Source organism: Aliihoeflea aestuarii, assembly GCF_024105665.1.
Classification (GTDB): Bacteria; Pseudomonadota; Alphaproteobacteria; order Rhizobiales; family Rhizobiaceae; genus Aliihoeflea; species Aliihoeflea aestuarii.
Map to the genome: position 1 here is coordinate 271,925 of NZ_JAAAMK010000004.1, position 23,562 is coordinate 295,486.

The 23,562-nt window shown below is 63.3% G+C and carries 23 protein-coding genes; 6 read left to right on the forward strand and 17 right to left on the reverse strand.

Annotated elements, in window-relative coordinates; genetic code table 11:
• Positions 1–39: 39 nt before the first annotated feature.
• The 9 genes from GTW25_RS11780 to GTW25_RS11820 all read right to left on the reverse strand — a co-directional run bounded on the left by GTW25_RS11780 (position 40) and on the right by GTW25_RS11820 (position 10,918).
• On the reverse strand, positions 40–1,176 hold the full coding sequence (locus GTW25_RS11780) for an ABC transporter substrate-binding protein (protein ID WP_252912300.1): 1,137 nt from the start codon (positions 1,174–1,176) through the stop codon (positions 40–42).
• Between the two features lie 72 nt (positions 1,177–1,248).
• Positions 1,249–2,082: a tryptophan 2,3-dioxygenase gene (gene kynA / locus GTW25_RS11785; RefSeq protein WP_252912301.1), complete on the reverse strand. Its 834-nt coding sequence runs from the start codon at positions 2,080–2,082 to the stop codon at positions 1,249–1,251.
• The gene (gene kynU / locus GTW25_RS11790) at positions 2,079–3,275 is read right to left on the reverse strand and encodes a kynureninase (RefSeq protein WP_252912302.1); all 1,197 of its coding nucleotides are present in this window, start codon (positions 3,273–3,275) and stop codon (positions 2,079–2,081) included. The genes kynA and kynU overlap by 4 nt, the downstream gene beginning before the upstream one ends.
• Complete coding sequence (locus GTW25_RS11795) at positions 3,272–4,894, reverse strand: AMP-binding protein (RefSeq protein ID WP_252912303.1); 1,623 nt, start codon at positions 4,892–4,894, stop codon at positions 3,272–3,274. Before GTW25_RS11795 ends, kynU begins: the two co-directional genes overlap by 4 nt.
• 191 nt (positions 4,895–5,085) lie before the next feature.
• A complete protein-coding gene (locus GTW25_RS11800) occupies positions 5,086–6,231 on the reverse strand; it encodes an acyl-CoA dehydrogenase family protein (protein ID WP_252912304.1) in 1,146 nt (381 codons plus the stop codon).
• 188 nt (positions 6,232–6,419) lie between these two features.
• Positions 6,420–7,232: an enoyl-CoA hydratase family protein gene (locus GTW25_RS11805; protein ID WP_252912305.1), complete on the reverse strand. Its 813-nt coding sequence runs from the start codon at positions 7,230–7,232 to the stop codon at positions 6,420–6,422.
• Entirely contained in the window at positions 7,229–7,705 is a 477-nt protein-coding gene (locus GTW25_RS11810) for a MarR family winged helix-turn-helix transcriptional regulator (protein ID WP_252912306.1), read from the reverse strand. Before GTW25_RS11810 ends, GTW25_RS11805 begins: the two co-directional genes overlap by 4 nt.
• A complete protein-coding gene (locus GTW25_RS11815; RefSeq protein WP_252912307.1) occupies positions 7,699–8,448 on the reverse strand; it encodes an SDR family NAD(P)-dependent oxidoreductase in 750 nt (249 codons plus the stop codon). Before GTW25_RS11815 ends, GTW25_RS11810 begins: the two co-directional genes overlap by 7 nt.
• 175 nt (positions 8,449–8,623) lie before the next feature.
• The gene (locus GTW25_RS11820; protein WP_252912345.1) at positions 8,624–10,918 is read right to left on the reverse strand and encodes a bifunctional salicylyl-CoA 5-hydroxylase/oxidoreductase; all 2,295 of its coding nucleotides are present in this window, start codon (positions 10,916–10,918) and stop codon (positions 8,624–8,626) included.
• A 131-nt stretch (positions 10,919–11,049) separates the two neighbouring features.
• Between GTW25_RS11820 and GTW25_RS11825 the strand changes: the two genes are divergently transcribed.
• From GTW25_RS11825 to bglA, 3 genes are all read left to right on the forward strand, one after another.
• Positions 11,050–11,877 (forward strand): hormone-sensitive lipase, encoded by an 828-nt coding sequence (locus tag GTW25_RS11825; protein WP_252912308.1) that lies wholly within the window; start codon positions 11,050–11,052, stop codon positions 11,875–11,877.
• 100 nt (positions 11,878–11,977) lie between these two features.
• Positions 11,978–12,217, forward strand: a complete 240-nt coding sequence (locus GTW25_RS11830; RefSeq protein ID WP_252912309.1) for an Lrp/AsnC ligand binding domain-containing protein — start codon at positions 11,978–11,980, stop codon at positions 12,215–12,217.
• A gap of 197 nt (positions 12,218–12,414) precedes the next feature.
• Complete coding sequence (gene bglA, locus GTW25_RS11835) at positions 12,415–14,088, forward strand: beta-galactosidase BglA (RefSeq protein ID WP_252912310.1); 1,674 nt, start codon at positions 12,415–12,417, stop codon at positions 14,086–14,088.
• A 134-nt stretch (positions 14,089–14,222) separates the two neighbouring features.
• On the opposite strand, the gene GTW25_RS11840 is transcribed toward bglA, so the two are convergent.
• Genes GTW25_RS11840 through GTW25_RS11855 form a run of 4 tightly spaced genes read right to left on the reverse strand, consistent with a single transcriptional unit; the run spans position 14,223 to position 17,702 of the window.
• Complete coding sequence (locus GTW25_RS11840; RefSeq protein ID WP_252912311.1) at positions 14,223–15,074, reverse strand: metal ABC transporter permease; 852 nt, start codon at positions 15,072–15,074, stop codon at positions 14,223–14,225.
• Entirely contained in the window at positions 15,071–15,931 is an 861-nt protein-coding gene (locus GTW25_RS11845) for a metal ABC transporter permease (protein WP_252912312.1), read from the reverse strand. Before GTW25_RS11845 ends, GTW25_RS11840 begins: the two co-directional genes overlap by 4 nt.
• Positions 15,928–16,818, reverse strand: a complete 891-nt coding sequence (locus GTW25_RS11850) for a manganese/iron ABC transporter ATP-binding protein (protein ID WP_252912313.1) — start codon at positions 16,816–16,818, stop codon at positions 15,928–15,930. Before GTW25_RS11850 ends, GTW25_RS11845 begins: the two co-directional genes overlap by 4 nt.
• Positions 16,815–17,702 carry a metal ABC transporter substrate-binding protein gene (locus tag GTW25_RS11855; RefSeq protein WP_252912314.1) on the reverse strand — a complete coding sequence of 296 codons (888 nt, stop codon included), beginning with the start codon at positions 17,700–17,702 and terminating at the stop codon, positions 16,815–16,817. The genes GTW25_RS11850 and GTW25_RS11855 overlap by 4 nt, the downstream gene beginning before the upstream one ends.
• Positions 17,703–17,851: 149 nt before the next feature.
• Between GTW25_RS11855 and GTW25_RS11860 the strand changes: the two genes are divergently transcribed.
• Positions 17,852–18,301, forward strand: coding sequence for a Fur family transcriptional regulator (locus GTW25_RS11860; RefSeq protein WP_252912315.1), 450 nt, complete (start codon positions 17,852–17,854; stop codon positions 18,299–18,301).
• A 156-nt stretch (positions 18,302–18,457) separates the two neighbouring features.
• Here GTW25_RS11860 and GTW25_RS11865 read toward each other — a convergent pair whose 3' ends face one another.
• Genes GTW25_RS11865 through GTW25_RS11875 form a run of 3 tightly spaced genes read right to left on the reverse strand, consistent with a single transcriptional unit; the run spans position 18,458 to position 20,509 of the window.
• On the reverse strand, positions 18,458–18,856 hold the full coding sequence (locus tag GTW25_RS11865) for a Fur family transcriptional regulator (RefSeq protein ID WP_252912316.1): 399 nt from the start codon (positions 18,854–18,856) through the stop codon (positions 18,458–18,460).
• The gene (gene znuB, locus GTW25_RS11870; RefSeq protein WP_252912317.1) at positions 18,853–19,659 is read right to left on the reverse strand and encodes a zinc ABC transporter permease subunit ZnuB; all 807 of its coding nucleotides are present in this window, start codon (positions 19,657–19,659) and stop codon (positions 18,853–18,855) included. Before znuB ends, GTW25_RS11865 begins: the two co-directional genes overlap by 4 nt.
• Positions 19,652–20,509, reverse strand: coding sequence for an ATP-binding cassette domain-containing protein (locus tag GTW25_RS11875; protein WP_252912318.1), 858 nt, complete (start codon positions 20,507–20,509; stop codon positions 19,652–19,654). The genes znuB and GTW25_RS11875 overlap by 8 nt, the downstream gene beginning before the upstream one ends.
• 103 nt (positions 20,510–20,612) lie before the next feature.
• On the opposite strand from GTW25_RS11875, the gene GTW25_RS11880 reads away from it, so the two are divergent.
• Positions 20,613–21,638, forward strand: a complete 1,026-nt coding sequence (locus GTW25_RS11880) for a zinc ABC transporter substrate-binding protein (protein ID WP_252912319.1) — start codon at positions 20,613–20,615, stop codon at positions 21,636–21,638.
• A 77-nt stretch (positions 21,639–21,715) separates the two neighbouring features.
• Positions 21,716–22,924, forward strand: a complete 1,209-nt coding sequence (gene zigA / locus GTW25_RS11885) for a zinc metallochaperone GTPase ZigA (protein WP_252912320.1) — start codon at positions 21,716–21,718, stop codon at positions 22,922–22,924.
• Between the two features lie 75 nt (positions 22,925–22,999).
• On the opposite strand, the gene GTW25_RS11890 is transcribed toward zigA, so the two are convergent.
• Positions 23,000–23,197, reverse strand: coding sequence for a CsbD family protein (locus GTW25_RS11890; RefSeq protein WP_252912321.1), 198 nt, complete (start codon positions 23,195–23,197; stop codon positions 23,000–23,002).
• Positions 23,198–23,562 lie beyond the last annotated feature (365 nt).

Genomic DNA, 23,562 nt, shown 5'->3' on the forward strand with positions numbered 1-23,562 from the left:
GGCAGACCAGAAGGGGGCGCAGCGGCACGACTTTCGTCATTACTGCGTGCACTGCTCCGCATAGGCGTCGCCGTGGTCGTCGAACACCTTTTCCAGCGTGGCGTTCGTCAGGACGCCGTCCTTGTCGACCACTTCCATCATGTAGATGTCCTGGATCGGGTGGCGGTTGGTGTTGAAGGAAAAGTCGCCGCGCGGGGATTCGATGTCGGCTTCCATCAGCGCGGCGGCGAACGCTTCCTGATCCTTCACGTCGGCCTTGGCGGCTGCCGAAAGAATAAGTTGTGCCGCATCATAAGCCTGAACGGCATAGATCGACGGCAGGCGGCCGTATTCTTCCTCGAACGCGGCCGTGAACGCCTTCGACGCCTCATTGTCGAAGTCGGGCGCCCACTGGCCCGAATTCTTGACGCCGAGCGCGGCTTCACCGATGGCCGGCAGCACGTCCTGAGAGAAGGAGAAGCCGGGGCCGGTGACCGGAATGTCGACGCCCGACTGCGCATATTGCTTCATGAAGGCGATGCCCATGCCGCCGGGCAGGAACATGAAGACGGCGTCCGCGCCCGAGTCGCGGATTTGCGCGATCTCGGCCGCATAGTCGGTCTGGCCGACCTGCGTATAGACCTCGTTGGTGACCTCGCCCTCGAAATAGCGTTTGAAGCCGGTGAGCGAATCCTGGCCGGCCGGATAGTTGGGCGCCATGATGAACATCTTCTCATAGGTGCCGTTGGCGTATTCGCCGGCCGCCTCGTGGAGATTGTCGTTCTGGTAGGCGGCGTTGAAATAGAGCGGGTGGCAGTTCGCACCCGCGAGCGCTGCCGGAGCCGCATTGGTCGACACGTAGAACTTGCCCTGCGCAGTCGCGGACGGCACGACGGCCATGGCAAGGTTCGACCACACAATGCCGGTCAGGATGTCGACCTGATCCGACTGGATCATCTTGTCGGCGATCTGCACGGCAAGTTCCGGCCGCTGGCCGTCGTCTTCCGTGACGACCTCGATCTCATCGTTCCCGGCCTGCTTGATCGCCAGCATGAAGCCGTCGCGCGTGTCGATGCCGAGACCGGCGCCACCGCCCGACAGGGTGGTGATCATGCCGATCTTGATCGGCTCTGCCATGGCCAGATCGGAGACCGACAGCGCAAGTCCGATAACGCCCATTTTCACTATGCTTTTCATTTCCAGCACTCCCATTGTTGTTCAATCAGTTCCCACTTGTCAGCGGGTTTTCCATCCCGTCCGACAGTATTTCTAAAGCTCGGTCCTAACCTTCCACAGTTCCGGGAAAAGTTCGACCTCCAGCATGCGCCGCAGATAGGAAACGCCTGCCGTTCCGCCGGTGCCGCGCTTCAGCCCGATAATACGCTCGACCGTCGTGACATGGTTGAAGCGCCAGCGGCGGAAGTAATCCTCGAAATCGACCAGCTTTTCGGCAAGCTCGTAGAGCATCCACCAGCGTTCCGGGTCGCGATAGACGATTTTCCATGCTTCCATGACGGCATCGCTCGTCACGCGCTGGTTCCGCCAGTCCGTCCGCGAATCCTCGCCGCCGACATCGAAGCCGTTGCGCGCGAGCAGCCGGATCGCCTCGTCGTAAAGGCTCGGTCTGTCGAGAATGTCTTCAAGCGGCCCGCTGCGCACGCCCGCATGTTCGTGCGGCTTCAGCATCGCCAGATTGCGGTTGCCCGCCAGATATTCGATCGCACGATACTGCCAGGACTGAAAGCCCGACGACTGGCCGAGATCGTCGCGAAAGCGCGTATATTCCGAGGGCGTCATGGTGCGCAGCACGTCCCAAGCGCTGTTCAACTGTTCGAAGATGCGCGCGACGCGCGTCAGCATCTTGAAAGCCGGCTGAAGATCGTCGCGCGAAATGGCATCCATCGCCGAGCGTATCTCGTGCACGGCAAGCTTCATCCAAAGCTCCGACGTCTGGTGCTGGATGATGAACAGCAACTCATCCGGGGATTTCGACAGAGGCGTCTGCGCATCGAGGATCGTATCAAGTCGCAGATAGTCCGAATAGGACATGCGCTTGGAAAAATCCATTTCCGCGCCCTCGGGAATGTCGTGCGACGCGCTCATGTGACCTTGCTCCGCGCCTTGAACTCAGGCGCATCCCAGAGCCGGTTTGCCATGATGTCCTCGAGGATTTCGGCGGCCTTCGTCACGTCGTCCAGCGACAAATAGAGCGGCGTGAAGCCGAAGCGCATGATGTCGGGCGCGCGGAAATCGCCGATCACGCCCTTGGCGATCAGCGCCTGGATGGCGGCATAACCCTCGGCAAAGCGGAACGAGACCTGACTGCCGCGCATCATCGGATCGCCCGGGCTGGCCAGTTCGAGGTCCGGGCAGCGCCGCTCCACCTCGGCGATGAAATGTTCCGACAACTCGATCGAGCGCGCCCGCACCTGGTCCATCGTCACGTCGTCCCACGCGTCGAGCGCGGCGTCGAGCGCCGTCAGCGCGAGGATCGGCGGCGTGCCGACACGCATGCGTTCCACACCCTTGCCCGGACGATAGTCGAGATCGAAGGCGAACGGCGCTTCGTGGCCGATCCAGCCGGACAGGGCTGGCCGGACCTTTTCCGCCAGACGCGGCGCGACATAGATGAAAGCCGGCGCGCCGGGGCCGCCGTTCAGGTACTTGTAGGTGCAGCCGACGGCGAAATCGGCGTCCGCGCCAGTGAGGTCGACGGGGATCGCGCCCGCCGAATGCGCCAGATCCCAGATCGCGAGCGCGCCGGCAGCATGCGCCTTTTGCGTCAGGCGCTTCATATCGTGCAGGCGTCCGGTGCGATAATCGACCTCGGTGATCATCAGCGTGGCGACGCTCTCGTCGATATTCGCTTCGACCTCTTCGGGCGCGACGATCTTCAATTCGTGGCCTTTGCCGAGCGAAGCGAGCAGCCCTTGCGCCATGTAGAGGTCGGTCGGGAAATTGCCGTTGTCGGACAGGACCACCTTGCGGGTCGGATTGAGGTCGAGCGCAGACGCCAGCGCCTGATAGACCTTGATCGACAGCGTGTCGCCCATGGTGACGGACCCCGCCGGCGCACCGATCAGCCGGCCGATCCGGTCGCCGACGTGAGCCGGCATGTCCATCCATCCGGCCTTGTTCCAGGCGGTGATCAGCATCTCGCCCCATTCGGCGTCGATGGTCTTTTGCACCCGCGCGCCAACCGCCTTCGGCATCACGCCGAGCGAATTGCCGTCGAGATAGACCACACCGTCGGGAATGCGGAACAGATCGCGCGTGCGGGCGAAGAGATCGGTCATCTTTGTTCCTTGAGCCGGAAGCGCTGGATCTTGCCGCTTTCCGTCTTCGGCAGCGCCTTGGTGAACTTCACCGAGCGCGGATATTTATACGGCGCGATCGCCGCCTTCACATGGTCCTGCAATCGCTTGATCATCAGCTCGTCGCCATCCTTGCCCTCGACCAGCACGACATGCGCCTCGACGATCTCGCCGCGCCCGTCATCCGACATGCCGATCACCGCGCATTCGAGCACGTCGTCATGCGACAGCAGTGCCGCCTCGACCTCCGGTCCCGCGATGTTGTAGCCGGCCGAGACGATCATGTCGTCGGAGCGAGCGGCAAAGTGAAAGCGGCCGTCCTCGTCCTGCCAGAAGGAATCGCCGGTCAGATTCCAGCCGTCCCTGACATATTCCTTCTGTCGTTCGTCGGCCATGTAACGGCAGCCGACCGGGCCGCGAACGGCCAACCGCCCGATTTCGCCGCGCGGCACCTCGTTCATGTCCTCGTCGACAATCTTCGCCTCGTAGCCGGCAAGCGGCCGGCCGGTCGTGGCGGGATGCGTGTCGCCGAAATGGTTGGAAATGAAGATATGCAGCATCTCGGTTGCGCCGATGCCGTCGAGGATCGGCTTGCGGGTCTTCTTCACCCACTCGTCGAACACGGGACCGGGGAGGGTTTCGCCGGCCGAAACGGCGACCCGCAGCGACGACAAATCGGCACCCTCGTCCATCGCTTTCATCATCGCGCGGTAAGCGGTCGGCGCGGTGAAGGTGATCGTGCCTTTATATTTCTGGATAATCTCGACCATGTTGGGCGGCGTCGCGCTTTCCAGAAGCGCGGCCGACGCGCCGAAACGCAGCGGAAAGACCGCCAGCCCACCGAGCCCGAAGGTGAAGGCGAGCGGCGGCGAGCCGACGAACACGTCGTCCGGCTGCACGTCCAGAACTTCCTTCGCATAAGCGTCCGCGATGATGAGAATGTCGCGGTGGAAATGCATCGTCGCCTTGGGAACCCCTGTCGTGCCCGAGGTAAAGCCGAGCAGCGCCACGTCGTCGCGTCCCGTCTTCACCGCGTCGAAGGTCACGGATTTGTCGAGCGCGATCCGGTCGAGCTCGGCGTCGTGATTGGCCGTGCCGTCGAAGCCGACGACTTGGCTGAGGAAGTCGCTCGTCTTCGCGCAGGCGACCATTTCGTCCATCAGCCGCGTGTCGCACAGCGCCAGCGTTACCTCCGCCTTGTCGACGATCTTCGTCAACTCGCCCGCGCGCAGCATCGGCATGGTGTTGACGACCACTGCGCCCGCTTTCGTCGCCGCCAGCCAGCAGGCGACCATGGCCGGGTTGTTCGCCGAACGGATCAGCACGCGGTTGCCCGGCTTGACGCCATAATCCTCGACCAGCGCGTGGGCGAGCCGGTTGGTCCAGTCGGACAGTTCCTTGTAGGTGCGCCGGCGTCCGTTGCCGATCAATGCGGTGCGGTCGCCAAAGCCTTTATCGACCATGCGGTCTGTGAGTTCGACGGCGGCGTTGAGGTAATCGGGATACTGGAACGCCCCGAGATCGATCTGCGGCCACTGGTCGAACGGCGGAAGATTGTCGCGCGTGAAACTGTCGGTGTGGGCGGAAGGGCCGAGCGTCATGATGCACGCCCTCTTTTCGATGACGGCGCTCCGTCGCGCCCCCCTCTGGCCTGCCGGCCATCTCCCCCGCATGGGGGGAGATCACGCGGTGTCGGCGACGAGACTAATCTCCCCACTCGCGGGGGAGATGGCCGGCAGGCCAGAGGGGGGCAACGTAGAGCACCAAACCTTCCAGCAGACATATCCATCATTCATGCTCCCATTGTCTGCCGCGCGATCACGATCTTCTGGACGTCTGACGCGCCCTCATAGATGCGCAATGCACGGATTTCCCTGTAAAGGCTTTCGACGATGTGTCCCTTTTTCACACCGTCGCCGCCATGAATCTGTACAGCCTGGTCGACGATCTCCTGCGCCGTGTCGGTCGCATGAAGCTTCGCCATCGCGGCCTCGCGCGTCACGCGCGGCGCGCCTGAATCCTTGGTCCACGCCGCGCGGTAGACGAGCAGTGACGACGCATCGACGCCGAGCGCCATATCGGCGATGTGCCCTTGAACCATCTGAAGATCGAAGAGCGGCGCGCCGAACAATTGGCGCGAACCGGCGCGCGCGGTCGTCTCATCGAGCGCGCGGCGTGCAAAGCCGAGCGCGGCCGCGCCGACCGTCGATCGGAACACGTCCAGCACCGACATGGCGATCTTGAAGCCGTCGCCGGCCTTGCCGATCAGCGCCGAAGCAGGGATGCGCACGCCATCGAAGAACAGCCGCGCCAGCGGATGCGGCGCGATCACCTCCAGCCGCTCGGCAACGCTCAGTCCGGGCGCATCTGCCGGCACGAGGAAGGCCGAGATGCCCTTCGCGCCAGGCGCTTCGCCGGTTCGCGCGAAGACGCAGTAAAGGTCTGCGATGCCGCCGTTGGAAATCCAGGTCTTCTCACCATTGAGAACGAAGTGGTCGCCATCTCTCGCGGCCGTCATTTCCATGTTTGCGACGTCGGACCCAGAACGTGGCTCAGAGAGCGCAAACGCCGACAGCGCCTTGCCTGCGCGCGTCTTTTTCAGCCATTCCTTCTGCTCGTCGGAGCCGAACAGGCTGATCGCACCGGTGCCAAGACCCTGCATGGCGAAAGCGAAATCGGCGAGCCCGTCATGGCGCGCGAGCGTTTCGCGCGTGATGCAAAGCGTGCGCACGTCGAGCGGTTGCGGATCGTCGGGATCGATCGCGGTGGCTTTGAGGAAGCCCGCATCGCCGAGCCTGGCGACCAGCGATTTGCACGCCGCGTCGACATCCGAATGGTCGACCGGCAGGTTGGCAGCGCACCACTCGTCCAGCCGCGCCGCATGTTCGCGGTGACGGTCCTCGAAGAACGGCCAGTTAAGGAAGGAGCGGTCAGGCATGGGCGCCCACCTTTACGGTCCAAACCACCCCCACTCCGGCCCGTTGGGCCACCTCTCCCCCTGCCCGGGGGAGAAGAACCGCTGCCGCGATAGCATCGCTTCTCCAGCCTGGGTTCCTCTCCCCCGGACAGGGGGAGAGGTGGCGCGCGCAGCGCGACGGAGTGGGGGTGCTTCGTGCGCTGCTCACGTCAATCCCCCTCGAAAACCGGGCGCTGCTTCGCCACGAACGCATGATAAGCCCGTGCGAAATCCTGCGTCTGCATGCAGATCGCCTGCGCCTGAGCTTCCGACTCGATCGCCTGTTCCAGCCCCATCGACCATTCCTGGTTGAGCTGTGTCTTGGTGATGCCATGCGCGAAGGTCGGGCCGGATGCGATCTGTTGCGCGATCTTCATCGCCTCGACCTCCAACGCGTTGGCAGCGACCAGCCGGTTGTAATAGCCCCAGCGTTCGCCCTCCTCGGCGCTCATCGAGCGGCCGGTGTAGAGAAGTTCGGCGGCGCGGCCCTGCCCGATCAGGCGCGGCAGCATTGCGCATGCGCCCATGTCGCAGCCGGCAAGCCCGACGCGGGTGAACAGGAACGCCGTCTTCGCCTCAGGGGTCGCAAGACGGATGTCCGAAGCCATTGTGATGATCGCGCCCGCACCGACCGCAACGCCATCGACTGCCGAGATGATCGGCTTGCCGCAATTCAGCATCGCCTTGACGAAATCGCCCGTCATGCGCGTGAAGGCGAGCAAGCCCTTCATGTCCATGTCGACCAGCGGGCCGATGATGTCGTGCACGTCCCCGCCGGAGCAGAAATTTCCGCCATTGGGCAGGAACACGACCACGTCGACATCGTCGGCATAGACGAGATCGCGGAACGTATCGCGCAGCTCGGCATAGGAGTCGAACGTAAGCGGATTCTTACGTTCAGGGCGGTCGAGCTGGATGGTCGCGACATTGCTTTCCATGCGCCACAGGAAATGTTTCGGCTTGAGCCCGGCCATCTTGGTCAATGCGCTTCCTCCCAATTGCTGCGGAACGCCTTGAGCGTCGCCGACAGGCGCACGGCGTCACCATCGGCCACGTCGCCCAGAAATTCCTCGATCCAGTTTTCGTGCGCCGCCGCCATCTCGGTGAAGCGCGTTTCGCCGATCGGCGTCAGCTTCACGATGAAGGCGCGCCGGTCCCCCTCCCGCGCAGCGCGCGAAACGAACCCGTCCTTGACGAGCCGCTCCACGATGCCCGTCACGTTCCCGTTCGAGACGAGCAGGAACCGCGACAGGTCGCTCATCGCCATACCGTCCGGCTGGCGATAGAGCGCCGCCATCACGTCGAAACGCGGCAGGGTCGTCTCGTAGTCGCGCTTCAGCCGCTCGCGCAGTTCATTCTCGATGAGACGCGAGGCGCGCAGAAGCCTGATCCAAAGCCGCAACCGCTCTTTGGCCACAGCTGAGCGCTCCACTGTGTCGAGCGGCGCGCTCACCATGTCTCGCCTCCCGAGACAGAAAGCGCCTGGCCCGTGATCGACCGCGCGCCGTCACCGACGAGATAGAGCACGGCGGCAGCGACCTCGTCCGGCTGGATGAAGCGGCCCTGCGGGTTGACGGCGGACAGGTCAGCGCGCGCTTCCGCCTCGCTGCGGCCCGTCTTTTCGACAATGTTGGCGACCGACCCTGCGAGCATGTCGGTCTCGACGAAGCCGGGGCAGACGGCGTTGACGGTCACGCCCTTCGTTGCCAGTTCGGCCGCCAGCGCCCGCATCAAGCCGACGACGCCATGCTTGGCCGCCACATAGGGCGCGACATAGGCGTAGCCCTTGAGGCCGGCCGTCGAGGCGATGAAGACGATGCGGCCCGCGCCGCGCTTTGCCATCGGAGAGAGCGCCGGCTGTACGGTCAGGAATGCACCGGTGAGGTTGGTTTCGAGGGTCTGATGCCATTGCGCGACGCTGACGCGATGCGCCGGCGCGCTTTCCGTGCCGCCCGCATTGGCGATGACGATGTCGAACGGTCCGCGCGCCGCTTCCGCCTTTTCGTAAAGCGCCGAGATCGCCGCGTGATCGGTCACGTCGGCGGCGATGGCGTGAAGGTTCTTGTGCGCCTTCGCTGCCGTATCGAGAACATCCTGCCGGCGTCCGCAGATCGTGACTTCGTGACCCGCATCGGCGAGCGCCAGCGCAATCGCCCTGCCGACGCCCGTTCCACCGCCTGTGACAAGCGCGTGGGTCATGAGCGCTCCGCGAGAGGTGTAACGGCGAGCACCCCCACTCCGACCCTTCGGGCCACCTCTCCCCCTGACAGGGGGAGAGGAAAACGTCGCCGTTTAGCGCTCTTCCTCTCCCCTTTTGAGGGGGAGAGGTAGTTCGCGCAGCGAACCGGAGTGGGGGTTGAGCGGTACGTCATCCTCACACCTTCCCCGTCATCTGTTCCTGGGCGCGTTCGGCGAGGCGATAGAGCTGGTCGCGACCGGGGATATACGGATCGGGCCATTTCTCCTGCCGGTCGCCGAGGCTCGCAGCGGCATGCAGTGTCCAATAAGGGTCCGCCAGATGCGGGCGCGCGAGGCATACGAGGTCGGCACGTCCGGCCATCAGGATCGAATTGACGTGATCCGGCTCGAAGATGTTGCCGACCGCCATCGTTGCCATGCCCGTCTCGTTGCGGATGCGATCCGAAAACGGTGTCTGGAACATGCGGCCATAGACCGGACGCGCGCGCTTCGACGTCTGGCCCGCCGACACGTCGCAAATGTCAACGCCCGCCTCCTGCAGAATTTTTGCGATTTTCACCGCTTCTTCGGGCGTCACGCCCTCGTCGCCGACCCAGTCATTGGCCGAGATACGCACCGAGATTGGTTTGTCGTCGGGCCAGACGGCACGCACTGCGGCGAAGATTTCGAGCGGGTAGCGCATCCGGTTTTCAAGGCTGCCGCCATAATCGTCCGTGCGCTTGTTGGTCAGCGGCGAGATGAAGGACGACAGAAGATAGCCATGCGCGAAATGCAGTTCGATCATGTCGAAGCCGCAGCGCGCGGCCATTTCGGTTGAGGCGACGAACTGGTCGCGCACCGTGTCCATATCGGCACGGTCCATCGCCTTCGGCGTCTGGTTCTGCGGCGACCATGCCACTTCGGAGGCGGCGAGCAGCGGCCAGTTGCCCTCCTTCAAGGGCGCGTCCATTTCTTCCCAGCCAAGCTGCGTCGAACCCTTCGGTCCCGCATGCCCGATCTGCGCGCAGATTTTAGCTTCGGTCTCGGAATGAACGAAATCAACGAGGCGCTTCCAGGCCGTCTCATGTTCCGGTTTGTAGAAGCCGGGGCAGCCCGGCGTAATGCGCGCTTCGGCGGACACGCAGGTCATCTCGATATAGACTAGCCCCGCGCCGCCCTTGGCGCGCTCGGCATAATGGACGAAATGCCAGTCGGTCGGCGCACCGTCCACGGCCTTGTACTGCGCCATCGGCGAGACGACGACGCGGTTCTTCAGTTCCATGCCGCGCAACTTGAACGGCGCCAGCATCGGCGGGCGATTGGTGTTCACCGCCGCACCCGCCTGGCTTTGGAACCAGCCTTCTGCGCTGCCGAGCCATTCGGCGTCGCGCAGCCGCAGATTTTCGTGGCTGATGCGCTGCGAGCGGGTCAGGAGCGAATAGTTGAACTGCACCGGGTCGAGACCGAGATAGCGTTCCACATCCTCAAACCATTCGAGCGAATTGCGCGCCGCCGATTGAAGCTTGAGCACTTCCGTACGACGGGCATCTTCGTACTTCTCGAACGCGCGTTCGAGTGTCGGCTCCGAATGGAGATAGTCGGCCATGGCGATGGCGCTTTCGAGCGCCAGCTTGGTGCCCGATCCGATCGAGAAATGCGCGCTTGCCGCCGCGTCGCCCATCAAAGCGAGGTTCTGGTAGGACCAGCGCTCGCACAACACACGGGGAAAGTTGATCCAGGCCGAGCCGCGAATATGGTTCGCATTGGTCATCAGCGAATGGCCGCCGAGATGCTTTTCGAAGATCTTCTCGCAGACCGCGATGGACTCCTGTTGGCTCATCGCGCCGAAGCCGAACCGGTCCCATGTGTCCTGCGAACATTCCACGATGAAGGTCGCGGTGTCGGGATCGAACTGGTAGGCGTGCGCCCACACCCAGCCATGCTCGGTGTTCTCGAAGATGAAGGTGAAGGCGTCGTCGAATTTCTGGTGCGTACCGAGCCAGACGAACTTGCATTTGCGCGTGTCGATATCGGGCTGGAAATGATCGGCAAAGGCCGCGCGCGAACGCGAATTCAGTCCGTCCGCCGCCAGCACCATGTCATGGCTTTCCATGAACGGGCGCGGATCGTCGATGTCGGTCTGGAACCGAAGATCGACGCCGAGTTCGCGCGCGCGCTCCTGCAACAGCGTCAGAAGCATCTTGCGCCCGATGCCGCAGAAGCCATGGCCGGTGGACAGGGTCCGAACGCCCTTGTGGATGACCGCGATGTCGTCCCAATAGGCGAAATGCTCGCGGATCGCAGCGGCGCTTTTGGCGTCGTTTCCGGCGAGATTGTCGAGCGTTTCGTCGGATAGGACGACGCCCCAGCCGAAGGTGTCGTCGGGCTTGTTGCGCTCGTAGACCGTGATATCGTGAGCCGCATCGCGCAGCTTCATCGAGATCGCGAAATAGAGACCCGCCGGCCCTCCACCGAGCACTGCAACCTTCACCGCCATGCGCTCCCATTCTTGTCGTTGGGTCAAGATTTGCACCAAACGGGATATGTTTCAAGCATGAAATTTCAAGGTTGAAACAATGTGCTGAAAGCGGAAGAATTGAGCATCAATGAAGGGGAATCTCGATGCGGTATGAGGTAAGCGACTGGGACGACGCCTACGCCAACGGCGCCAATATCGCCGGGGGCGAGCGCTGGCCGGGCCTTTGGGTCGAACCGGCGACAGCGTTCCGCAAACGGCGTACCGAGGCAGGCCGCGCCGAACTCGACATCTCCTATGGGGCCGCCGAGCGCAACCGTCTCGACCTTTTCCTGCCCGATCGCGATGCGCAGGGCCTCGTCGTCTTCATCCATGGCGGTTTCTGGCTGCGGCTCGACAAGAGCTTCTGGTCGCATCTGGCCGCCGGTCCGCTCGCGCACGGATATGCGGTCGCCATGCCCTCCTATACGCTGTGCCCCGACATTCGCATTTCGGGCATCGTCACGGAAATCGGCGCGGCGATCGAAAAGACCGCAAGCATGGTCGAAGGTCCGATCCGGCTGACCGGCCATTCGGCCGGCGGTCATCTGGCGACGCGCATGATCACGGCGACCTCGCCTCTGCCCGAAACGGTTCGCAACCGCATCGCCAACACCGTGTCGATTTCCGGCGTGCACGATCTGCGCCCCATGATGCGAACCGCGATGAATGGCGATCTGAAGATCGATGCAGCGGAAGCCATGGCGGAAAGCCCCGCCCTTTTGATGCCGATGGACGGCGCGCGGGTGACGTGCTGGGTCGGCGGTGCCGAGCGGGCCGAGTTCCGCCGCCAGAACGCGCTTCTGGCGAATATCTGGACCGGCCTCGGCGCGGCGACGGAAGCGGTCGAGGAGCCCGATCGGCATCATTTCGACGTCATCGATGGGCTCGCCGATGCGGACCATCCGCTGACGCGACGCTTGTTGACAGATTGAGCGTTCCGACCGATTTTCCGCGGAAAATACCAGTTGGCCATGATGCCGTCCGAAAACCGGTTCCCGCTTTTCGTCATCTTGGTCTGGGAAAGGTTAAGCGATGAGACCCGTTTTCGTGCAAGTGCGCTGCGTGCCCGGCAAGACCTATGAGGTCGCCGAAGAACTCTACAAACGCGAGATCGCATCCGAGCTCTATTCGACCAGCGGCGATTACGACCTTCTGCTCAAGGTCTATATCGACGAGCAGAAGACGGATATCGGCAAATTCGTCTCCGAGAACATCGCCAACGTGCCGGGCATCGTGCGTTCGCTGACCACGCTGACGTTCAAGGCGTTTTGATTTTCAGCGCTGCGTGTTTTGAGACGCAGAGCCATGGCAACGGTGTTTCATGCCTCAACATCTCACCTAACTGGACGCCGCAAAGAGCCCTCTCCTTCCGAAATCCCGCCTTGCTATCAAAACTTCACATTTGTTAGCTCTGCTGACAAACCGCGCCCGACCGGGCAGATTCTTTGTCCCAGCCCATGGAAACCGAGATGGATGACGTGAGAGCCACGCTCGCCCACCCCGTGATCGCGCCTGCAACTGCCGATGCCGAGTGGTGGCGCGGGGCGGTGATCTACCAGATCTATCCGCGCTCGTTCCAGGATTCGAACGGCGACGGCATCGGCGATCTTGCCGGCATCGTGCGCCGCCTGCCGCATGTCGCATCGCTTGGCGTCGATGCGATCTGGATTTCGCCCTTCTTCAAGTCGCCGATGCGCGATTTCGGCTACGACATAGCCGACTATCGCGACGTCGATCCGATGTTCGGCACGCTCGACGATTTCGACGCGCTGATCTTGGAAGCGCACCGGTTGGGACTGCGCGTCATGATCGACCTCGTCCTGTCGCACACCGCCGTCGAGCATCCCTGGTTCCTGGAAAGCCGCGTCAACCGGACCAATCCCAAGGCGGATTGGTTCGTCTGGGCCGATCCGAAACCGGACGGCTCGCCGCCGAACAACTGGCTGTCGATGTTCGGCGGCTCGGCATGGCAATGGGACAGTCCGCGCCGGCAATATTATTTGCACAATTTCCTGTCCGAACAGCCGGACCTGAACTTCCACAACGAGGATGTGCAGGCCGAACTTCTCGATATCGCCCGTTTCTGGCTCGACCGGGGCGTCGACGGCTTCCGCCTCGACGTGATCAACTTCTTTTTCCACTCGAGGGGTCTGGAGGACAATCCCGCGCTGCCGGAAGACGAGCGCAACGATTCCATCGCGCCGTCGGTGAACCCGTATAATTACCAGGATCACCTCTACGACAAGAGCCAGCCGGAAAACCTCGATTTCCTGCGCCGCTTCCGCGCGCTGCTGGACGAATATCCGAGCGTGACCACCGTCGGCGAAGTGGGCGACGCGCAACGTGGGCTCGACATAGTGGCCGCCTATACGGCGGGCAACGAGCGCGTCCATATGTGCTACGCCTTCGACTTCCTCCAGCCGATGAAGATTTCAGCGCCGCGCGTGCGTCGTGTGCTGGAGGAATTCGAGACCGTCGCACGCACCGGCTGGTCCTGCTGGGCCTTTTCCAACCATGACGTGATGCGCCACGCCTCGCGCTGGGGCGAGTGGGAGGCGGACCCGGTCGCCTATGCCAAGATCGTCTCGGCGCTGCTTTTCTCGCTGCGCGGCTCGGTCTGTCTTTATCAGGGCGAGGAACTCGGTCTGCCGGAAGCCGAACTTGCCTTCGAGGATTTGCGCGATCCCTACGGAATTCGCTTCTGGCCCGAATATCGCGGCCGCGACGGGTGCCGCACGCCGATGGTGTGGGAGGAAGGCGACCACGCATCGGGCTTTTCAGAGGCCGTGCCGTGGCTTCCCGTATCGCCGACGCATGGCCCCCTGTCGGTTTCGGCGCAGGTCGGGCGACCGGATTCGGTGCTCGAGCACTACCGCCGGTTCCTTGCCTTTCGGCGCAGCCACGTCGCGCTGGTGAAAGGGTCAATCACCTTCCTCGTCGCCGAGGGCGATGCGCTGGTGTTCGAACGGCGCGATGCTGACGAACGCCTGCTCTGCGCGTTCAATCTCGGGTCGGGCGAGGTGTCGTTCTCGGTCGAGGATTTGAAACTCGCGCCGGTCGAAGAGCATGGTTTTGTCGGCGCGTATGAGGCCGGCGAAATAAAATTGGGACCGTATCAGGCGTTTTTCGCGGCCATTCTGTAAGGGACCCGTCAAGACGGCAGGTCGAGGCATGGATTCCTGTGACGAGCACAGGAATGACGACTGCAAAAAAGTTGACGCCAATCGCTGATCTCAGCGTTCTGGCAACACCGTCCATGCCGTCACCCCTGTGCTTGTCACAGGGGTCCATGCCTCGCCGTTTCAGCCTGCACGACCCGGTCGCGGATCTGCGACCAGGCGAAAGCCGCGAGGAAAAGTGCCGACATGACCAGAACGATGGTCGGCGCCGGTGCGGAATCGATGAAGAACGACAGATAGATGCCGAGCGCGGCCGAGAACACCGCGACGCTTGCCGCGACGAGCACCATGGCGCGAAAGGTGCGCGTCATCAAAAACGCGATGGCGCCCGGTGCGATCAGGAAGGCGATGGCGAGGATGATGCCGACCGCCTGCAGGCCGCCGACGATGGTCAGCGAGAGCATGGTCAAAAGCCCATAATGCAGGAGTCGGACCTTCAAGCCGACGGTGCGCGCATGGCCGGGATCGAAGGAAAACAGCATCAGGTCGCGGCCGAAGACGATCAGCGCCAATACCGTCGCACCCGCGATCGCACCGGTCTCCGCGATGTCGCGCCATGTCGTGCCGAGCACGTCGCCAAACAATATGTGGTTCAAGTGAACGCTGGTCTCAATCGCCACGAACATCACGAGGCCGAGGCCGAACATGCCGGAAAAGACGACGCCCATGGCGGTGTCTTCCTTGATCCGCGAATTGTCCTTCAGGAAGCCGGTGGCGATAGCGCAGGCAAGGCCGGCCGCGAACGCGCCGAGCGCCAGCGGCAGGCCGGCGACATAGGCGATGACGATGCCCGGCAGCACCGCATGGCTGATCGCGTCGCCCATCAGCGACCAGCCCTTGAGGACGAGATAGGGCGAAAGCAGTCCCATCGGCAGCGCGACCAGCACCGAGATGATGAAGGCCTGCTGCATGAAGGGAAACTGGAACGGCATGAGGAGGGTTTCGATCATGCGTCCGCTCCGGCGGTTGCACGCGCAAGGCGGCGGCTCGCGATCAGCCCGTGCTTCGGCGCGAAGAGGAAGGCGGCGAGGAAGACCAGCGTCTGCAGGACGACGATCACGCCGCCTGTCGCGCCGTCGAGATGGAAGCTCGAATAGGCGCCGATCAGGCTCGTCAGCGCGCCGATGGCGACGGAAATGACGATCAGGCGCGGGAAGCGGTCGGTCAAAAGATAGGCGGTCGCGCCGGGCGTCACCACCATGGCGATGACGAGAAAAGCGCCGACCGTCTGGAGGGCGGCGACGGTGGAAGCGGCGAGCAGCGTGAAGAACACGACCTTGAGGACATTGGGGCGAAGACCGATGGAGCGGGCGTGGTTTTCGTCGAAGAAGACGACCATCAGGTCGCGCCATTTTGCGATGAGAATGATGAGCGAAATGCCCGAAATGAGCACCAGTTGCAGCGTGTCGGCCGGCGTGATGGCAAGGATGTTGCCCAGAACGATCGTCTGGATGTTGACCGACACCGGCGACAGCGAAATCATGAAGAGGCCAAGGCCGAAGAACGAGGTGAAGATTAGCCCGATCACGGCGTCCTGTCTGAGCTTGGTCTGCGCCGACAGGAACAGCATCGCGGCCGCTGCCAGCCCGCCCGACAGGAACGCGCCCGCCGCGAAGGGCAGGCCGAGCATGTAGGCGCCGGCAACGCCCGGTACGATGGAGTGCGAAAGCGCATCGCCGATCAGCGACCAGCCCTTGAGCATCAGATAGGCCGACAGGAACGCGCAGGTCGCGCCGACGAGTGCGCTGACCCACATCGCGTTGAAGATGTAGTCGTAGGTGAAGGGTTCGATCAGCGTTTCGATCATCGCTCGCTTTGCTCGCGTATCTTCTTCGCCTCGTCACCGTAGAGCACGAAGGGTCGCTCGTCGTCGGTGAGCACCGTGACGTGACGCGCATCCTCGTCGTCGTGCAGGTCGGCACCGCCAAGCACGAAATGGCGCAGCACGCCGCCGAAGGCACGTTCGAGATTCGCTCTCGTGAACACCTCCTCCGTCAGCCCCGAGGCCAGAACGGTTTTGTCCAGAAGTATGGCGCGGTCGCAAAATTCGGGCACCGAGCCGAGATTGTGCGTGGAAACCAGCATGATCCGGCCTTCGTCGCGCAGTTCCCGCAGCAGCTTGATGATGGCTTCCTCGGTCGTCACGTCGACGCCGGTGAAGGGCTCGTCGAGCAGGATCAGCCGCCCCTCCTGCGCCAGCGCGCGGGCGAGGAAGACGCGCTTCTTCTGGCCGCCGGACAACTCGCCGATCTGCCGCTTGCGATAGTCGCCCATGCCGACGCGGTCGAGCGCCGCATCGACCATCTGCCGGTCGCGGGCCGACGCGATGCGCAGGAACCCCATATGGCCGTAGCGGCCCATCATCACCACGTCCTCGACGAGGATCGGGAAGTTCCAGTCGACTTCCTCGGACTGCGGCACATAGGCGATCACGTTGCGTTTCAGCGCCCTGTTCGCCGGCTCGCCGAATATGGTGACCGTGCCGCCGCCCGTCGGCACCAGACCCATGATCGACTTGAACAGCGTCGACTTGCCCGACCCGTTGACGCCGACGAGCGCGGTGATTGTGCCTTGCGGGATCGCGAAGGACGCGTCGCGCAGGGCCGTCTGTCCATTGCGATAGGTGACGGTCACGCCGTCGACGCTGAGGCCTTCAGCGCCGACGGCGATCGGTTTTCGGACCTCGACATTCATTGCGAAAGCCCTTCCACGATCGTCTGCGTCGTCACGCGAAGGAGGTCGAGATAGGTCGGCACCGGCCCATCCGCCTCGGAAAGGGAATCGACGTAGAGAACGCCGCCATAGGCGGCTCCCGTCTCGCGCGCGACCTGTTGCGCGGGGGCGGCGGAAACCGTGCTTTCGGAGAATACAGCCGGGATGGCGTTTTCGCGCACCTTGTCGATCACGCGGCGCACCTGCTGCGGCGTGCCCTGCGCATCGGCATTGATCGGCCACAGATAGAGTTCCTTCAGGCCCAGATCACGCGCGAGATAGGAGAACGCGCCCTCGCTCGTCACCAGCCAGCGGCGCTCTTCGGGGATCGCGGCAAGTTCGTCGCGCAGCGGCGCGATCGCGTTTTCGATCTCGCTCTTATAGGTCTCGGCATTCGCCCTGTAGGTCTCGGCGTTGTCCGGATCATGTTCGGCGAAGGCGGCGGCGATGTTGTCGACATAGATCAGCGCATCGGACGGCGACATCCAGGCATGCGGGTTGGGCTGGCCCTCATAGGGGCCTTCGCCGATGCCCATCGGCTCGACGCCGTCGGAGACGACAGCGCTCGGCACCTCCGACAAATTGGCGAAGAAGCGCTCGAACCACAATTCGAGATTGAGCCCGTTCCACAGGATGAGGTCGGCATCCTGCGCGCGCACCAGATCGCGGGGCGTCGGCTGGTATTCGTGGATTTCCGCACCGGGACGCGTAATGGATTCGACGCTCGCCGCATCTCCGGCGACGTTGCGCGCCATATCGGCGATGACGGTGAAGGTCGTCACTACCTTGAATCCGTCATCGGCGCGCGCGCCGGTGGCAAGAAGAACGAGGCTGGTCGCCACGGCGAGGCTACGCAAAATTCGCATGAGAAATAGACGCTCCGATGTTTCCGTTGCTGCATACGTAGCGCCAGAACGATCGGACGTCAATGCAATTGCAAATCGTTTGCAATTAGAGCGGCAGTTGCGAAAGTGACGCTTTGCATCGCATTCCCAACTGGCGCATAGTCCGCCTCATGAATGAGCCGCACCCGACCCGCCCCGATTACGAAGCCGAATTGCGCAAGACCGGCGTGCGCATCACCCGGCCGCGCAAGGTGATCCTGTCGATCCTGTCGGATGCCGGCGACCATCCTGACGCGCTGGAAATCTTCAAGCGTGCGGTCGAAATCGATTCGGGAATTTCGCTGTCCACCGTCTATCGGACGATGAAATTGCTGGAGGAGATCGGCGCCATCCATCGCCACGCCTTCGAAGGCGGCCCGTCGCGTTTCGAACCGGCGGGCGAGGAGCATCACGACCATCTGATCGACATCGAGACCGGCGACGTGATCGAATTCCACTCAGCTCGCATCGAGGAATTGCAGGAAGAGATCGCCCGCGAACTCGGCTACGACATCGTCCGTCACCGGCTGGAGCTTTACGGGCGCAAGCGGCGGGCGGGGAGATCTGCGCGGGGCGGTTAGTCGGATGACGAAAAGTCGATTCATCTGATGCCGTCACCCCTGTGCTCGTCACAAGGGTCCATGCCTCATCGGCAGCGACGGGCGCGATGGGGAAGTCGAGGCCTGGATTCCTGTGACAAGCACAGGAATGACGGCGGTGGTGTGGTTACGCCGAATTCAGGCCGCCAGACACGCCGCGCAGGTGCCACGAATCTCGATCGCGGTCTTGGTCGGCTTGAAGCCATGCTCGCGCGACCAGACGCCGAGCCGCTGCTCGACGGTCTCGTCCGAAAATTCCTCGACCTGCCCGCACTTTTCGCAGATCGCGAAGGCGAGGCTGCCGTGGCCGTGACAATGCGGCCCGGCGCAGGCGACGAACGAGTTGATCGATTCGAGCCGATGGACAAGCCCGTAATCGGTGAGCTTGTCGAGCGCACGGTAGACCTGAAGCGGCGCGCGGAAGCCGCGGTCGCGCAGCCGGTCGAGGATCGTATAGGCCGAAAGCGGGCCGTCGGCGGCCGACAATGTGCCGAAGACGAGTTCCTGGTTTTTCGTCAGATCGTGATGGGCGTTCATGGCAAGGCTTTCGAGGGTCGGCTTGCGAAGGAAACGAGGCTGAGCAGGAAAATGACGAGCGCGGCGACGACGATCGACGGCCCGGACGGCGTATCGAAATGCAGCGAACCGTAAAGCCCGCCGGTCACCGCCGCAACGCCGATCAGCGACGCGAAGAGAGCCATCATCTCCGGCGTGGTCGCGAAGCGGCGGGCGGTGGCGGCCGGGATGATCAGTAGCGACGTGATCAGGAGGATGCCGACGATCTTCATGGCGATGGCAATGATCAGCGCCATCAAAAGCATGAAGACGAAGCGCGCGCGCTCCGGTGCCATGCCTTCCGCCTCGGCCAGTTCCTCGTTGACGGTGGACGCGAGGAGCGGCTTCCACAGCCATGCCATGATGGCAAGAATGATCGCGCCACCGCCATAGACGAAGGCGATATCCGCGCGCGAAACGGCGAGGATGTCGCCGAACAGGAACCCCATCAGATCGACGCGCACCCAACTCATGAAGGCGACCATGACGAGGCCGAGCGCGAGCGTGGAATGCGACAGGATGCCGAGCAGCGCGTCCGTCGAGAGCGCGCCGCGCCGTTGCAGCAGGAGCAGCGCGATCGAGACCAGCGAGGCGACGAGAAAGACGCCAGCCATCAGATTGATCTGGAACAGGAAGGCGAGCGCGACGCCAAGCAGCGCCGAATGCGCCATCGTGTCGCCGAAATAGGCCATGCGCCGCCACACGATGAAGCAGCCGAGCGGCCCAACCGTGAGCGCGACGCCGATGCCGGCCAGAAGCGCGCGGGCGAAGAAGTCGTCAAACATGGCGCGTATCGTGGCTGTGGTCGTGGGCATACCCGTGGTCGTGATCGTGGTGCCCGTCGTCGGGATGGCAGTGCTCAGTCACGGAGCCGTCCTGATGCAGGACGCGCCCGTCCGCCAGATGGGTGTGGTCGTGGCGGTGGCGGTAGATGCCGAGCGTTTCGGCGGCGCGCGCGCCGAACAATTGCAGATATTCCGGGCTGGCGGCGACCGTCTGCGGCGTGCCGCGGCAGCACACATGGCCATTGAGGCAGATCACCGTGTCGGTATCCGCCATGACGACGTGAAGGTCGTGCGAAATGAGAAGGATGCCGCAGCCCGTATCGTTGCGGATTTTCCCGATGAGATCGTAAAGCGCGACCTCGCCGGAAAAATCGACGCCCTGCACCGGCTCGTCGAGGACCAGAAGGTCAGGCTTGCGCGCGATCGCTCGGGCCAGAAGCACGCGCTGGAATTCACCGCCCGACAGGCTCTGTACCTGCGCTTTCGCCAGATGCGCGACGCCGGTCGCCTCGAGCGCGGCGCCGACTTCGGCGCGGGTCGGCGTACCGGTCAGCCGCATCAGCCGCTCGACGGTCAGCGGCAGGGTCCAGTCGATGGCGAGCTTTTGCGGCACATAGCCGACCTTCAGCCCCGGCTTGCGCGCGACCTTGCCTTCCTGCGGCTTGAGGATACCGATTGCGGTCTTCGCGGTCGTGCTCTTGCCCGACCCGTTCGGGCCGATCAGCGTCACGATCTCGCCGGGGCGCACGGCCATGTCGACGCCGCGCACGAGCCAGCGCCCTGCGCGATGAACGCCGGCGCCGGCGAGCTGCACCAGCACCTCGCCGGAAATTTCGGGTCTTTTCAGCATGGCTGCACTTTCGAAATCTGCATTGCCGGGCTTGCCAAGGCGATATAGCGGACGTTATAGCGTTACGCAACAAATGTAATGTTATTACGCATGGATGATCGATATGACGCGATTTCGCACCTCCCTTCTTTCTGCAACGGCGCTCGCGCTCATCGCGTCCGGCCCGGCCTTCGCGCTTGACGGCGTCGTCGCCTCGATCAAGCCGGTTCATTCGCTGGTGGCCGCCGTCATGGAAGGTGTCGGCGAACCGTCGCTGATCGTCCAGGGCGCGGGCTCGCCCCACACCTATTCGATGCGACCGTCCGAAGCACGGATGCTGGAAGGCGCGTCCGTCCTGTTCTGGATCGGACCGGACCTCGAAATGTTCTTGCGGGCGCCGGTGGAGACGCTGGCCGGCAATGCGACCGTGGTCGAACTCGGCGCGGCCGACGGCCTGACCGTCCTGCCCTATCGCGAAGGCGGCCCGTTCGAAAGCCACGATCACGCGCATGACCATGAGGCGAGCGAGGGCGGTCACGACCACAGCCATGATCACGACAGCGCGGATCACGCCCATAATGACGCCGACGAGCATGCACACGACCATAGCCACGATCATGGGCACGGTGCGTATGACACGCATCTGTGGCTCGATCCGGAGAACGCCAAAGTGTTCGTCGGCGAGATCGAAGCGGCGCTGTCCGCAGCCGATCCCGACAATGCCGAGACCTATGCGCAGAACGCGGCGGCGACGGTGGAGCGTCTCGACGGGCTGATCGAGGACACGCGCGCGGCGCTCGAAGCCGTCGAGAACCGTGGCTTCGTCGTCTTCCACGACGCCTATCAATATTACGAGAACCGGTTCGACTTCCCCGCTGCCGGGTCGATCACCGTAAGCCCCGAAGTGATGCCGGGCGCGCAGCGTCTCGGTGAAATCCGCGACCGTATCCGCGAACTCGGCGTCGCCTGCGTCTTCTCCGAGCCGCAATTCGAGCCGCGCCTCGTTTCCGTGGTGATGGAGGGGACGGATGCACGCGCGGGCGTGCTCGACCCCTACGGTGCCGATCTGGCCGACGGACCGGACACCTATTTCGAAGCGATGGCGAACCTGACCACGTCCCTGACGCAATGCCTTAACGGCGAAGGCTGACGCCAGGCCGAGAAGGGCGGGCCGCGTGCCCGCCTTTATTTTGCCGACACATGTTATAATATTACATAGAGTTCATTATGTCTGACAACCGCCTTCCGGTGACCGTCCTGTCCGGCTTTCTCGGCGCGGGAAAGACGACCCTTCTCAATCATATCCTCAACAACCGGCAAGGTCGCCGCGTCGCCGTGATCGTCAACGACATGAGCGAGGTGAACATCGACGCCGCACTCGTGCGCGACGGCGGCGCGGACCTGTCCCGCACCGACGAGAAACTGGTCGAGATGACCAATGGCTGCATCTGCTGCACGCTGCGCGACGATCTTCTGGCCGAGGTTCGCAGGCTGGCGGACGAGGGGCGGTTCGATCATCTGCTGATCGAATCGACGGGCATTTCGGAGCCCTTGCCGGTCGCCGCCACGTTCGGCTTTCGCGACGAGGCGGGGGTGAGTCTTTCCGACATCGCACGCCTCGACACGATGGTGACGGTCGTCGATGCGGCGAACCTGACACGCGACTATGCCTCGGCGGATTTCCTGCGTGACCGGGGAGAGGTCGCCGGAGAGGGCGACGACCGTGCGCTGGTCGACCTTCTCGTCGAGCAGATCGAGTTCGCCGATGTCGTCATCCTCAACAAGATCTCGGCCGCCTTGCCGCAGGAACATGAGCAGGCGCGCGCGATCATCCGCGCGCTCAACCCGGATGCGTATGTGATCGAAACCGATTTCGCGAAAGTGGCGCTCGGTGAGGTCCTGGGCACCGGCCGCTTCGATTTCGATCGGGCCGAGACGCACCCGCTCTGGTTCAAGGAACTGCACGGTTTCGCCGATCACGTTCCCGAAACCGAGGAATACGGCGTCCGCTCCTTCGTCTATCGGGCGCGCAGGCCCTTCGTGCCCGAACGGCTGAAGGCCTTCATCGACCGCGAATGGCCGGGCGTCATCCGTGCGAAGGGATTCTTCTGGCTGGCGACGCGCCCGCACTATGTCGGCGAGATCAGCCAGGCGGGAGCGCTGGTCCGCACGCAAAGGCGCGGCTTGTGGTGGGCCGCCGCGCCAAAGAGCCGCTGGCCGGACGACGCCGAATGGCGCGCCGCGATGAAGCCTTACCTCGATCCTGAATGGGGGGACCGGCGGCAGGAGATCGTCTTCATCGGCGCACATCCGATGAACGAGGTGCGCATCCGCGCCGAACTGGACGCCTGCCTCGTCGATGCCGACGCGTTCCTGCCGGAGCGGTGGAAAGAAATGGACGATCCGTTTCCGCAATGGCGCTCCGACATGCAATGAAAAAGGCCCCGCCGAAGCGGAGCCTTCTGCCGGACCGGGACCGCCCGCATCCGCGGGCGGCGGTCGTCAAGTGGATCAGTGGCGGGCCGACCAGTCGTCGATTTCGCGCTCGATCTCTTCCTCCGTCTTGCCGTAATGCGCCTGAAGCTTGCCGGCAAGCTCCTTGCGATTGCCGCGGATCACGTCGAGATCGTCATTGGTGAGCTTGCCCCATTGCTTCTGGGCCTTGCCCTTGAACTGTTCCCAATTGCCTTCGATCTGATTCCAGTTCATCGCGAAATCCTTCCTCGTTGGTGGATGTCTTGACGGTTGTCCGTCGTGAAGGGCAAACGCGCAAAACGCGTGAGCGGTTCCGTCCGGGTTGGGTGCGGCGGCATTGCGGATCGTCGTGGGCGTGGCGCTCGACATGGACCGGCGAGGCCTGGATTCCCGTGACGAGCACAGGAATGACGACTGCATTTTTGGTGGATGTCGATCTTCAAGGTCCGAGTATCGCACCAGCCTCACCTCGGTCATTCCTGTGCTGGTCACAGGAATCCTGTGTGTTCGGGGTGGTGTAGAGTGAATGCGGGAAGGATACCGTCGGAATCCTGATCCGCCTGCTGGCGAGACCGAGGCTTGGCCGGGTCCCTTCCCGC

What these genes read in the sequence shown, in the direction of transcription:
- GTW25_RS11780 (WP_252912300.1), bottom strand. Translation starts at nt 1,176, where the DNA reads ATGAAAAGCATAGTGAAAATGGGCGTTATCGGACTTGCGCTGTCGGTC.
- kynA (WP_252912301.1), bottom strand. Translation starts at nt 2,082, where the DNA reads ATGAGCGCGTCGCACGACATTCCCGAGGGCGCGGAAATGGATTTTTCC.
- kynU (WP_252912302.1), bottom strand. Translation starts at nt 3,275, where the DNA reads ATGACCGATCTCTTCGCCCGCACGCGCGATCTGTTCCGCATTCCCGAC.
- GTW25_RS11795 (WP_252912303.1), bottom strand. Translation starts at nt 4,894, where the DNA reads ATGACGCTCGGCCCTTCCGCCCACACCGACAGTTTCACGCGCGACAAT.
- GTW25_RS11800 (WP_252912304.1), bottom strand. Translation starts at nt 6,231, where the DNA reads ATGCCTGACCGCTCCTTCCTTAACTGGCCGTTCTTCGAGGACCGTCAC.
- GTW25_RS11810 (WP_252912306.1), bottom strand. Translation starts at nt 7,705, where the DNA reads ATGGTGAGCGCGCCGCTCGACACAGTGGAGCGCTCAGCTGTGGCCAAA.
- GTW25_RS11815 (WP_252912307.1), bottom strand. Translation starts at nt 8,448, where the DNA reads ATGACCCACGCGCTTGTCACAGGCGGTGGAACGGGCGTCGGCAGGGCG.
- GTW25_RS11825 (WP_252912308.1), top strand. Translation starts at nt 11,050, where the DNA reads ATGCGGTATGAGGTAAGCGACTGGGACGACGCCTACGCCAACGGCGCC.
- GTW25_RS11830 (WP_252912309.1), top strand. Translation starts at nt 11,978, where the DNA reads ATGAGACCCGTTTTCGTGCAAGTGCGCTGCGTGCCCGGCAAGACCTAT.
- bglA (WP_252912310.1), top strand. Translation starts at nt 12,415, where the DNA reads ATGGATGACGTGAGAGCCACGCTCGCCCACCCCGTGATCGCGCCTGCA.
- GTW25_RS11840 (WP_252912311.1), bottom strand. Translation starts at nt 15,074, where the DNA reads ATGATCGAAACCCTCCTCATGCCGTTCCAGTTTCCCTTCATGCAGCAG.
- GTW25_RS11845 (WP_252912312.1), bottom strand. Translation starts at nt 15,931, where the DNA reads ATGATCGAAACGCTGATCGAACCCTTCACCTACGACTACATCTTCAAC.
- GTW25_RS11850 (WP_252912313.1), bottom strand. Translation starts at nt 16,818, where the DNA reads ATGAATGTCGAGGTCCGAAAACCGATCGCCGTCGGCGCTGAAGGCCTC.
- GTW25_RS11855 (WP_252912314.1), bottom strand. Translation starts at nt 17,702, where the DNA reads ATGCGAATTTTGCGTAGCCTCGCCGTGGCGACCAGCCTCGTTCTTCTT.
- GTW25_RS11860 (WP_252912315.1), top strand. Translation starts at nt 17,852, where the DNA reads ATGAATGAGCCGCACCCGACCCGCCCCGATTACGAAGCCGAATTGCGC.
- GTW25_RS11865 (WP_252912316.1), bottom strand. Translation starts at nt 18,856, where the DNA reads ATGAACGCCCATCACGATCTGACGAAAAACCAGGAACTCGTCTTCGGC.
- znuB (WP_252912317.1), bottom strand. Translation starts at nt 19,659, where the DNA reads ATGTTTGACGACTTCTTCGCCCGCGCGCTTCTGGCCGGCATCGGCGTC.
- GTW25_RS11875 (WP_252912318.1), bottom strand. Translation starts at nt 20,509, where the DNA reads ATGCTGAAAAGACCCGAAATTTCCGGCGAGGTGCTGGTGCAGCTCGCC.
- GTW25_RS11880 (WP_252912319.1), top strand. Translation starts at nt 20,613, where the DNA reads ATGACGCGATTTCGCACCTCCCTTCTTTCTGCAACGGCGCTCGCGCTC.
- zigA (WP_252912320.1), top strand. Translation starts at nt 21,716, where the DNA reads ATGTCTGACAACCGCCTTCCGGTGACCGTCCTGTCCGGCTTTCTCGGC.
- GTW25_RS11890 (WP_252912321.1), bottom strand. Translation starts at nt 23,197, where the DNA reads ATGAACTGGAATCAGATCGAAGGCAATTGGGAACAGTTCAAGGGCAAG.